We start from the raw sequence: 13048 nt of genomic DNA on the forward strand, positions 1-13048 counted from the left end.
CTAGAGAACTCCTTGATTACGTTTGTTAACTGTGTTATCTTGGACAATTGGATGTGTTTTTGCTGCCCAAATACAGGCATCTATATATTTACTTATACTTTCCACTGTAGAAGATTCAAATATTTTCCTTAAAGGAAACTCTATATCAAAGGCTTGTCCTATTCGAGACACAACTTGAGTTGCTAGCAAAGAATGGCCACCCAAATCAAAGAAGTTATCATGTATTCCCACCTTTTCTATTCCTAATACTTCTGCCCAAATTCCTGCTAATACCTTTTGTGTCTCCGTCTCAGGAGCTACATATATTGACATACTACTGACCACATCCGGTACAGGTAATGCCTTACGGTCTACTTTGCCATTGGGCGTCAGTGGTAGTTCTGGCAACAGTAAAAACCTACTGGGTATCATGTATTTCGGCAACTGCTCTTTCACATACTGTTTTACTTTCTCTATTTGTTCTGTATCTGATACTTCTGGAGTTTCACTTTCTAGTACTAGATAAGCCACTAGACCTTTATTACCAAAGTTATCTTCTCTTGCTACTACCACTGTTTCTTGGACTTGAGGGTATGAATTAAGAACTGCTTCTATTTCTCCTGTTTCGATGCGATATCCTCGCACTTTTACCTGATGGTCAATTCGACTTATAAATTTTATATCCCCATTTGGTAAGTAGCGAACTAAGTCCCCTGTTTTATATAGCTTGCAATTGTTATCAAAGGGATTAGGTATAAATTTTTCTACAGTCAATTCTGAATTGTTGAGATAACCTCTGGCTAGACCAGCACCACCGATGTGTAGTTCTCCTGCTACACCTATGGGGACTGGTTGAGTATTCTTATCTAGGATGTAAATTTCTGTATTCGTGATGGGACGGCCAATAGTAGGTTCAGTCTTCGCTCCCTTTTCTAATAAAGTATATGTGGAATATGTTGTATCTTCTGATGGACCGTACAAATTGTATACACCTTGAACACTTTCTTGCTGGTATAATTTTTGTACCAGTTGGTTTGTAAATACTTCACCAGCTAAGTTAATTATTTTTACATTTGAAGGTATTGCCTTGATTATTAAAAGTTCAGTTACTGCTGAAGGAACTGTATTAATTAAAGTTACTTCATCTGCCTGTTTAACATTAGGTAAATCTAAGGCATTATTAGCCAAAATTACTTGACCACCACAACTTAATGTCACAAATATTTCAAAAATAGATAAGTCAAAACAAATCGAGGTAGAAGCTAATACACCAGCAAGTTGCTCAATTGTAAATATCTTTTTAGCCCAATTGCATAAAGCGACTGGACTATGATGTTCAATAGCAACTCCTTTTGGTTTACCTGTAGAGCCGGAAGTATAGATGACATAAGCTAAATTTTCTGGGTTGGCCTCATTTAGCAGATTTTGGTTACTGAGGGATGCGATCGCATCCCAATCTCGATCCAAACAAACCACCTGAGTTTGATGTTCTGGCAAGGATACCACTAACGACTGCTGGGTAAGCAATACTAATACTCCTGCATCAAAAAGCATATAAGCTAACCGTTCCGATGGATAATTTGGGTCTAATGGCACATAAGCTCCACCTGCCTTAAGAATCCCCAACAATCCCACTATCATCTCCAGCGATCGCTCTACACAAATACCCACTAATACTTCTGGTTTAACCCCCAGAGTTTGCAAGTAGTGAGCTAATTGGTTAGCTCGACTATTTAACTCAGAGTAGGTAAGTTGCTTATCCTCAAAGACTACCGCTACTGCATCTGGTGTTTTCTCTACTTGTTCCTCAAATAATTGATGGATACATTTGTCTTTAGGGTAATCTGTTTTCGTGTTGTTCCACTCTACCAGTATCTGATGTAGCTCTGATGATTTCATTAGTGGCAACTGCAATACTTTCTGTTCGGGATTTGCCACCACTGCTTCTAACAAAGTCTGAAAATGTCCCATCATCCGAGCTATTGTGTCTGGCTCAAAGATATCGGTGCTGTAAACACAATAAGCTTCTATACCAGATGAAACTTCCCAACAGTGAACTTCCAAATCGAATCTAGTGAAATCAAAATCAAATTCCATTTCACTTACCCTTAAACCTGGTAGATTCCAAGCCTCCATTTTGTTGTTCTGGAGAGCAAACATCACCTGTACTAAAGCGTTGTGACTCAGGTTTCGTTCAGTTTGCAATTCTCCCAGTAGCTTTTCAAAGGGTAAATCTTGGTGAGTATAAGCGTCTAACGTAGTTTTTTGTACTCGCTCTAATAATTTTCTGAAGGTTGGGTTATCCGACAAATCAGCCCGCAAAACAAGGGTATTAACAAACATACCAATTAATGGTTCAATTTCCCTTCGATTGCGATTTGCTATGGGAGAACCAACTACTAGATCGGACTGACCACTGTAGCGTGATAGTAAAACAAAAAATGCAGCCAACAAAGTCATAAATAACGTACTTCCTGACTCTTGGCTTAACTGTTTCAGTTTTTGGGTTAAATAGGAGTCAAGCTTAAAATATTCCATCCCACCTTTAAAAGTAGGTTCAGTAGGACGAGGGTAGTTGGTAGGAATATCCAGAATAGGGGAAATTCCAGACAACTGTTTTTTCCAGTAATTCAGTTGTTTCTCAAGGACTTCTCCTGTCAACCATTCTCGTTGCCAGCTAGCAAAGTCCGCGTATTGGATGGGCAACTCTGGTAAAACCGATGACTTTCCCTGAGCAAAAGCCTCATACAAAGTTGATAACTCTCTAACTAAAATTCCCAAGGACCAACCATCAGAGATAATATGATGCATTTTGATCAGCAACACATGATGTTCTGACTCTAGTTGCAACAAAGTAACTTGTACCACTGGACCATTAGCTAAGTCAAAAGTTGCCATAGCTTCCTGTCTGACTAATTCTTTAACCTTTTCTGACTGCTGGTAAGTCGAGTCACCACTTTGCAAATCTACCACAGTCAGTGGCAGTTCCATTACAGGTGCAACTATCTGTACGGGTTGTCCATTTATTTCGGGGAAACTAGTTCTTAAAGTTTCATGGCGTTGGATGATTTCTTTCAGGCTTTGCTCCAAAGCTACAACATTTAAAGGCCCCTTCAGGTTTAAGGCAATTGGCTGATTATAGGAAGAGTTATCAGGAAATAGCTGGTTGACAAACCATAACCTTTCCTGAGCAAAAGATAAGAGCAACTTACCATCCCTAGGAATTTGTTTAATAGTCGTTGCTAATGGTTCTTGAGTTGTGTGAGCTTTCCGCATAAACTCTAGGATTTCTGTTTTGCGCTCAACCATATCTTGTCTCAGATCTGGTGTGATTACTCCCTTCGGAGCCTGACAACCTAATTGCCCTTTATCTATCCAAAGTTTGACCCCTAGATTTTGCAGGTATGATACAAATTCAAATGTTTTCATAATAAAAATGCCTCATGTTCTTTTGTTTCAGAAATTAATGAAGTCTCATTTTGAGAAACTTGACGCAGCACTTCAAGGTTCTGGGCAATGTCAGCAATAGTAGGGAACTCAAATAAATCCTGCAAAGTCACTTCCTTCTCAAAAGCTTGTTGTATCCTAGATACAACTTGAGTAGCTAGCAAAGAATGACCACCCAATTCAAAGAAGTTATCGTGTATCCCCACCTTTTCTATGCCCAACACTTCTGCCCAAATCTCTGCTAATACCTTCTGTGTCTCCGTTTCAGCAGCTACATACTCCGTTGACACACTACTAGCCACATCCGGTACAGGCAATGCCTTACGGTCTACCTTACCGTTAGGAGTCAGAGGCAGTTGCGATAACACCATCAACCCCGATGGCACCATATACTCTGGCAACCTCGACTCCAAATACTCTCTCAACTGCGGTATCAGTTCCTTTTTCAACTGGGAACTCAACGGATTATTCCCATAATTATTCCAGTTACCTGCTACCACCGATTTTTGAGTTAGGGGTGTTAACACTATCCCTTCTTTGGCTAACTCTCTGCGCACAAATACCCCATCCATCAATTCCGGACCTCCCTGAGCAGACCAACACAACTCTAGAGAATACCCATTATCCGAACTCACTTCATATAACCTTTCTGGGTCTATGCTATTGACTAGCTTCTCCTCTAACCTCTGCTTCAACTGCTGTACATTCTCCTTTTCTTTGGGCTGTGATAGCAACTCTACCAACTCTACATCATTAGCTACTCTGCCATTAACTAAACCACTAAAGCAAATTGATTCTGGCCCTTTGGATCGCAGATAAGTTTCTATCTGTTGAACACTCATACCTGCTCCACTTTCTACAGTCGGTGTTATTACTTTTCCTGGTTGTGCCTCTATATACAACAGTACGCTATACCTATACTTATTCAGTTCATTGTGTTCTGTTCCCCTCTGTAAACGGATTTGTACATGAGTTATTTCTGGATGTTTTGCTTTGAGAGCTAGAAACAACTCTGGTGACACTAACAACTCGGTATCCTGCTGCATTTGTCTGTCTATCTTTTCTAAGAGTTGTTGTCTCGACAGTGATGGAGTTGCTTGATACAGTTGCACCGAACTGTGAAAGGCTTTCATTAATGGCAAACTCCGGACATCTCCCAGGAGAATTATTCCTCCTGGTTTGACTATCCGAATTACCTCAGATATTGCTTGTAACAAATACTCTACATTCGGAAAATATTGAATTACCGAGTTTAGAATCACCACATCGAAGTTTTGAGCTGCTATGTAACCTATCTCATCTGCTCTTTTCTGTGCTAGATTGACATTAGCATATTTCTCTGGTTCCTGGAGTATTTGTTTTTGGATATACTCTAGTGAAATACTAGATATATCGATGCCATCATAGGCTTGTGTGTGGGGTGCGATTTGAAATAGTAGCAACCCGGTTCCACAACCTATTTCAAATACTTTTTTCGGTTTATGTGCTAATACTTGAGCTACAATATCCCCTGCCCAAATTCGCATTTGCCTTTCTGGTAAGGATTGGTTGTCGTAACTGCTACTCCAACCTGAGATGTTGAATAATGGGTCGGTTACTTCACTCTTATGTTCATCAATTTGTTGGTTAAATAGGTTTTGCCAACTGTTGATTTGAGTCTTTGAGAGTTCTGGGTTTGATGTGATGCTGCTTTCAACTAATGGTACTATATATGCTACTAGACGTTGAGCATTTGAGTTATCTTCCCTGGCTACTACTACTGTTTGTTTGACACTGGGATGTTGAGTTAAGGTTGCTTCTATTTCTCCAGTTTCTATTCGGTATCCTCGTACTTTGACTTGGTGGTCAATTCTACCTAAAAATTCTATATTTCCATCAACTAGATAACGGCCATTATCCCCCGTCTTATATAATTTTGAATTTTGATTTTTGATTTTTGAGTCCTCAAAAGGGTTGGGGATAAATCTCTGATTGGTTAAATTCTCTCGGTTGAGATACCCACGGGCTAAACCAACACCACCAATATAAATTTCACCAGGTACTCCTATGGGGACTGGTTGTAAATTACTATCTAGGATGTAGATTTGAGTATTCGCGATGGGACGACCTATGGGTGGCACAGGATACTCTGGTGAGCATTCGGCCATTGTGGCACATACTGTTGATTCTGATGGTCCATAGGCGTTCACAAATTGTCGCCCTACAGACCAATAGGATATTAGCTCTGGTGGACAAGCTTCTCCTGCTACTACTATGGTCTTTAAGCTTGGTAATTCTTCTGTGGGCATCACTGCTAGAGCTGAGGGGGGTATGGTGATATGGGTGATTTTGTTGTTGTGCAACCACTGACTCATACCCACTCCAGGCATTAAGGTATCTCGGCTGCCCATATACAAACTAGCTCCTGAACCTAAAGCCATGACTATTTCCCAGATGGAGGCATCGAAACTTAATGAGGCGAACTGAAGCACTCTGCTGTTGGAGTTAACTTGAAAGGCTTGGATTTGAACTGTAACCAGATTACACAGTCCCTTGTGTTCTACCAAGACTCCTTTCGGTTTACCTGTGGAACCTGATGTATAAATTACATAAGCTGAATTTTGGGGACTGACTTCACTCTCTACTTTTTCTGGTGTTTCAGTGGCTATTTTTTCCCAATCTCTATCTAGAAAGACCACTTGAGCTTGATGTTGGGGCAATTGAGCTAATATTTGTTCTTGAGTTAGTAACACTGACACTCCAGAGTCAGCGAACATATATTCTAGGCGTTCTTGAGGATAGGCCGGGTCTAATGGTACATAAGCTCCTCCGGCTTTGAGTATGGCTAATAAACCTATTACCATCTCTACTGAACGCTCTACACATATTCCCACTAGGGTTTCTGGAACTACTCCCAATTTTTGCAAGTAATGGGCTAGTTGATTGGCTTTGCTGTTTAATTGGGAATAAGTCAGCTTTTGTTGTTCAAATACTACTGCTACTGCATCTGGGTTGTTTTCGACCTGTTCCTCAAATAACTGATGAATACATTTGTCTTTTGGGTAATCTGTTTTGGTGTTGTTCCATTCTACCAGTATTTGGTTTAACTCTGCCTCTGTCATTAATGGTAGTGCTGTTACTCTCTGTTGCGGATCATTCACTATCCCTTCTAACAAGTTCTGGAAATGACCAGCCATTCTGGCAATAGTTTGCTCATCAAATAAGTCAACATTGTATTTTAAGAACCCAACCAGATATGAGTCCTCTTCAACCATTTCCAGGAATAAATCATATTGACTTTCATACTGATCGAATACAAATGGTTCTACTTCAAGTCCCCCCCAATTCATCAAGGTTGTTTTGCTGCTAAAAAACACCTTTTGCACATCTTGAGATTCCTGGAATTTTTGTAGTACAAAGCAAGCCTGAAAAAGAGGAGAACGACTGGAGTCACGTTCTACCTGTAACTTCTCTACCAATAAAGAAAAGGGATAATCTTGATGAGCTAGTGCTCCCAGGACTGTCTGGCGTACTTGATAGAGGAAATCTCTAAAAGAGAGATTCTCTGACAAATCTGCTCTCATCACTACTGAGTCCACGAAGTAACCAACAATAGAAGCAAACTCCGCTTTTGTTCTACCAGATGTAGGCGATCCTACCAAGATATCCTCTTGACCTGTGTAACGATACAGAAGCACTTGAAAAGCAGCCAACAGAATCATATAAAGAGTTGCCCCCTCTGTTTGAGCTAGTTCCTTCAGTTGTTCAGTCAGCTTTTCAGATAACTTGAAGGGGTAACTGCCCCCATTATCAGTCTGTATAGGGGGTCGTGGTCTGTCTGTAGGCAAATTCAATACAGGTAATTCCCCGCCCAATTTTTGTTGCCAATAGTTCCATAGTTGTTCTCCTTCTTGTCCTTCTACTAACTCTTTTTGCCAACTAACATAATCTTGATAAGAATGCTTTAGTGGTAGTAGGGATGCCTCAAGCCCATTTAGTTGAGCTTGGTAGAGTTGTGGCAGCTCTTTGGTAATTAAGTCGCATGACCAACCATCTAAAGCAATGTGGTGTATTGTCAATAACATAATATGGTCTTGCTCAGAACAAGTGAACCACCTAACTCGCATCACTGGTTCTGTTTCTAGGTTAAAAGGATGTCTGTGAGCTGCAACTACCTTTTTATTTAACTCCTCTTCACTCCAACTAGAAGCATCTATCTGTAAGAAGTCTAACGCTTGATGTTGATGTAGTTGTTGGATTGGTTGTTCGCCCAACTTCGGGAATGTACTCCGTAGTAGCGGATGCCTTTCCCTTAGAGCTTGAAAAACCTGTTGCCAAATAGTTATATCTACCTTAGAGTAGATCCGAACCGAAAATGACACATTATAATTATGATTCTGGGGTGATAGCTGCCACAAAAACCAGAGACCTTTTTGACCATAAGAGAGGGGATGGACTTGGAATATATCTGGATTTTCCTTTAGTAACTGTAAGATTTCTGATTTGTACTGCTTTAGTTGGGCAATAACATCAGTGGTCAGTACTTCTTGGTAACCTCCAGTTTTTAATTTGCCTCCATCAGTCCATAATTTAAGACCTTTGATAGAAAGGTCTTGTAAGAATTCAATTAAGTTCATAGTTCTACCTCTATCCAGTTTTTTTTCTTGATGTTATCTGTGCGATCGCTTTGATTCAGTTGTTGATTTAGTTGATTTGAGAGATCAGCAATGGTGATTCCTTCCATAAATTTTGTAATTGGAACATCCACTTCTAGCTCACTTTGAATTTGATTTCTTAGCTCAATTGACATTAGAGAGTCCAGTCCCATTTTATTTAGAGGTTTGTGTATATCGATGAGATTATTTTTCATGGCTAATACTCGAGCTGCTTTATTTTGGATATGAGAAATTAGTATCTTTTCTCGTTCCATGAAGGAAACTGATTTTAATTGTTCTAAAAGGCGATTATCCTTTGTAGCTATTGAAGTAGTTATTTCCGACCAATCCGCCAAAAACGGCCACTGTGCCACTCTCTCCTGCCACCCTGACCACTCAATAGGCACTACCCCTACTTCCACATCCGAACCACTGATCAATAGTTCCAAAGACTCCAATACCTGAGTCGGAGATATTACACCCATCCCCTGCTTACTTAACCTCACATCTGCACCCCGTTCGGCTGCCTCTCCTACTTGAGAAACGGCTCCCCAATGAATGCTCAATCCCGGTAACCCCTGAGCGCGACGATAATGGGCTAAACCATCAAGGAAAGCATTAGCTGCAGAATGATTTCCCTGACCAGGCGAACCCAACAGAGATGCTGCTGAAGAAAACAGCACAAAAAAGTCCAATGGTTGATTTTGAGTCAATTGATGCAAGTGCCAAGCACCTTGGACTTTCGGTGCCATCACCTGCTCAAAACTAGACCAACTCTGGTTTTGTAGCACTCCATCTGATAACATTCCTGCTGAATGAATCACTCCTGCTAATGGTCGGTTTGACTCCTCAATTCTCTTCCATACCTCTATCATCAATTCAAAATCAGACACGTCGCCTTTTTCCACTACCACTTCGGCTCCTGCCATTTCTAACTCACTTATTTTTTGGCTAGCCTGATCGTCCGGAGCGCGTCTGGTTAGTAATACTAAATGTTTGGCTCCCTTTGACACCATCCAACTAGCTACCAGTAAACCCAAACCTCCCAAACCTCCTGTAATCAGGTAGCTAGCATCATTACGGAAACTTAAAGGCTTTTGAGTAGCATCAGCAAGTTGTGTTTGAGTCACCACAATCTTGCCTACTATGTTTGCCTTGTTGCATATAACGAAAGGCACTGATAACTTCCTCTATGGGAAATACCTTCACTGGTGGTGGTTGTAGTAAACCATCGCCAAATTCCTCTTTCAACCCTTGCAACATGGAATTGATTAATTCTGGTTGCTCTTGAGATTGGCGTACCAAGTCCACCACAAAATAAGATACATCCGGTCTGAATGCTGCAACTTTGCTTGAATCCCATACTCCTCGCTTGGCGATTTCCACAAACCGACCACTCTGAGTTACCACTGACATACTCTTACTAATAAATTCCCCAGAAGTCAGAGAGTTAAGTACAATATCCACTCCTTGACCTTGAGTTATTTCCATCACTTGGTCAGCAAATTCATAGGTTCGGGAATTCATAATATGTTTGACTCCCATATCTCGTAGAGCTTCCCATTTGGGAGGACTTGCAGTTGCCAAGACTTCGGCTCCTGCTTCCATTGCAATCTGCACCGCAGCCATTCCAGTACCTCCTGCTGCTGCATGAATAAGGATGCGATCGCCAGCCTGAATCTTGGCCACATGATGCAAAGCATAATAAGCTGTTAAAAAATTAGCTGGAATAGATGCTGCTTCTTCAAAGCTCAGATTTTCTGGCTTGATAACTACATAGGTAGCATCAACAGTTACATACTGACTAAAGCTGCCGTGAGCCATAGCCATAACTAAATCTCCCACATGAAAATCTGTGACTTCTGCTCCTATAGCTACTACTTCACCCGCACAATCTAGTCCCATTACAGCCTCTTCTGGATAAATATCCAAGGCTATGAGAACGTCACGAAAATTCAATCCTGTTGCCTTAACTCTAATTTCTAATTCCCCTGCTCCTGGCGAACGTCTGGTAACTGGCTCCAGGATTAAGTTATCTAAACTACCCTTGTGTGAACTGCCTAGTTTGAATGGTTGTGATGGTACTAACTGTTGTGCCACTGGTTGCCGATGACGACTAGCCACCAATCGAGCCACATAACGACCATCTCCACGCCATGCCACCTGGTCTTCGGAATCCTCCGACCAGATTTCATTAAAGAGTGCATCAGCTTGACCCTCTATAGTCTCCTCTGGGTCTAAATCTATACGAGTACAGTTCAATTCTGGATGTTCCAAGCTAATCACTTTCCCCATTCCCCACACCGAAGATTGAGCTACTCCTGGTATGACCGGATGATTTGACACCGCTTGAGCACCACTTGTCACTAACCATAATCGAGGAACCATTGATAACCCTGCTTTCACCAATGCTTGTACTAAAGATAGAGTTGTGCCACACCCTAGCTTAGACAAACTTTCTAACTCCTCAGAATTAATAGCTTGACCCTCTCCTGCTTTAGTAGTCCAACATTGTACTACTCCATATAATGATGGTGATTTCCCTGCTACTGTCTCTATTACTTCCTCAAAATCTTCAAGGTTGTTGGGATTAATGGTAAATTCTTCTGGAGCTATCTGTTGATATTTTTCTCCAGCAAACACTAAAGTACAAACCTCTCCCACTGAGTTCAGTTGCCTTGCTAACTGTTTACCTATTCCCTGAGAGTCTGCTAGTATCAACCAACTCTTAGAACCATCATTCGTTTGTTCTAACTTGGTTTGAGAGCTTTGAGCTACAATTACCGTTTGCCCTGACAATGTTTCTGCCATTCCCTCCACTTCTGGCATGGTGACTACTTCGGTAAAATCTGTTTCTATCAACACCTTTTGCCATTGGTCTCTACTCAGCAAAGGATAATCTGGTCGTAATTCATAATCATTGAATTTCCACCATCCTTCTAACAGTCCAAATACTAAATCTAACCATCGTTGAGCAGTTGTTACTTCTAACAACACTAACATTCCCCCATCTGCTAATAGTTCTCGCACATGGGATAATGTCTGCTTCATAATTGTGGTTGCATGGAGGACATTGGCTGCAATAATTATATCATATTGATTAGCCTCAAATCCTTGACTTTTCGGTTCTACTTCTATGTCTAAGGTTTGATAGCTAATGAATTGATAATCCTGGAATTTATCTTGGGCTTTTGCTGTAAATAATGCCCCTATATCGGTGAATATATATTCGGTTTGCTGGGGATTTAGATGAGGCAGGATGTAGCTTGTGGTCCCTCCTGTTCCCGCTCCGATTTCCAACAACCGTATGCCTCGGCTTTTAGGTAATTTTTCTATGGCCTTGGTGATGGATTTTTCTACTATTGTGTTCATCACTTTAGCTACTGTTGACTCTTCATAAAGTTGAGTCGCTGTGGTCAAATCTCCTTGGGGGAAAACTAACTGAACTGGGTCTATTGCTCCTCGTAATACCCCACTTAATTGACTTGCACAACGTTCCAGTAGTGTCAATGTTGCTGCTTCTTCTGGATATTGATTCTGTAAACTCTGGCTTTTTTCAGTAGGCTTGACTTGAGCTAAGGTTTGTTCCACTTGCCACTGCTGCTGATTATAATTGAGTATTCCCACCTCTGTTAATATTTGTAGCAGACGCTTAAACAGTTGTCTCTGACTGGGAACTATGCCTAATTTTTTGACTGCTGCATCAAATTCAAAGCTTTCTGTTGGTTTGTATGACCAACCCATTTCGTGCAATGCTTGTACTATATAATCTACAGTTAATTCTTCTAAGCTTGTTTCAATAGACCCTGTTCTTTTCTGATCTACTTGAGTTACTAATTCTGTCAGAGTTGGAGCTAATTTTTGGGCAATTTCTACAGGAGGTCTCAGGAAATCTGGAGGGAGTAGTTTACCTAAAATACCTTGGCTTCTCCACTCTACTTCATACAACCAATTTTCTATTGATTCGGTTTCTGTTCCCAGTAGGGTCTGTTTAGTTGCTAGTTTTAGTTGTAAACCTTTGAGGTTGGCAATTATTTCTCCTGAAGGAGTTACTATGGTGACAAGAGTCGTTAAACTTTCTGGAGTTTTCACTTCGGGACTGGTTACTGATGCGTAGGCCCATAGACTCAGCCCGGGATTCTTATATAGTTTGAATTCTTCTATTCCTACTGGCAGATAAGTTTGGTCACTATCTGTTGCTGGGAGTGCCTGAAATATTACTTGCAAGGCTGCATCTAATAGTGCTGGATGGAAATTATAGTCCCTTGTTTGTGTTATCAATTCTTCGGGGAGTTTGATATAAGCTAGTGCTTGGTTTGAACCCGACCACAATTGTTGAATGCCTTGGAAGCTATTTCCGTAGTCTATCCCTACTTGTTGACATTTTTGATAATGTTGTTTGACTTCTATTGCTTGATTACATTCACTCTTGTATTTTTCTAGGTCAATTTTTGTTTGAGGAGGAGGGGTTGATTCTTTTCTGATTTTTCCGGTGGTGTGGAGTTTCCACTCTTCTTCTTCAAGTTGAGAAAATATTTGAAACTTGTAGCTTTGGCTGTCTGTTGGGGTGAGTATGGTTTGGGCATTTGTCAATTCTCCTGCTGGTAGTATCCATCCTCTACCTATGGTTAGGTCTTCTATTACTATCTGGGGTGTTTTTAATTGGTGATTTCCTGCTGCTATTGCTATTTCTAGGTAGCCGGTTGTGGGAAATAGTGCTTGATTAAATACTCGGTGGTGGCTGAGATAATTGGGTGATTTTTCTCCTATTTGTGATGCAAATATTTGTTGTTCCCCTGCACAATTTAGCTTTTGACCTAATAGGGGATGGAGGTTTTCCCCTTTTGAAAATTGCTGTTTAGGCCAGAAGTTGTTGTTGGTTTCTATCCAATAACGTTCCCGTTGGAATGGATAAGTCGGCAATGCTACTTTCTGACGACTATAGTCAGAGTCAAACCCTGACCAATCTATTTTGGCTCCTTTTACAT

The 13048-nt window shown here is 40.8% G+C and carries 4 protein-coding genes; all 4 read right to left on the reverse strand.

All coding sequences use genetic code 11. The features are described 5' to 3' along the window. Entirely contained in the window at positions 1-3408 is a 3408-nt protein-coding gene (locus LYNGBM3L_RS30455; protein ID WP_008190460.1) for a non-ribosomal peptide synthetase, read from the reverse strand. Continuing rightward, entirely contained in the window at positions 3405-8042 is a 4638-nt protein-coding gene (locus LYNGBM3L_RS30460; RefSeq protein WP_008190462.1) for a non-ribosomal peptide synthetase, read from the reverse strand. The genes LYNGBM3L_RS30455 and LYNGBM3L_RS30460 overlap by 4 nt, the downstream gene beginning before the upstream one ends. After that, a complete protein-coding gene (locus LYNGBM3L_RS34420) occupies positions 8039-9193 on the reverse strand; it encodes a beta-ketoacyl reductase (protein ID WP_161603208.1) in 1155 nt (384 codons plus the stop codon). Before LYNGBM3L_RS34420 ends, LYNGBM3L_RS30460 begins: the two co-directional genes overlap by 4 nt. Then, on the reverse strand, positions 9168-13048 hold a 3881-nt coding region (locus tag LYNGBM3L_RS39125), incomplete at its 5' end, for a polyketide synthase dehydratase domain-containing protein (RefSeq protein WP_008190466.1). The genes LYNGBM3L_RS34420 and LYNGBM3L_RS39125, both read right to left, overlap by 26 nt.

Source organism: Moorena producens 3L (genome assembly GCF_000211815.1).
Lineage (GTDB): Bacteria > Cyanobacteriota > Cyanobacteriia > Cyanobacteriales > Coleofasciculaceae > Moorena > Moorena producens.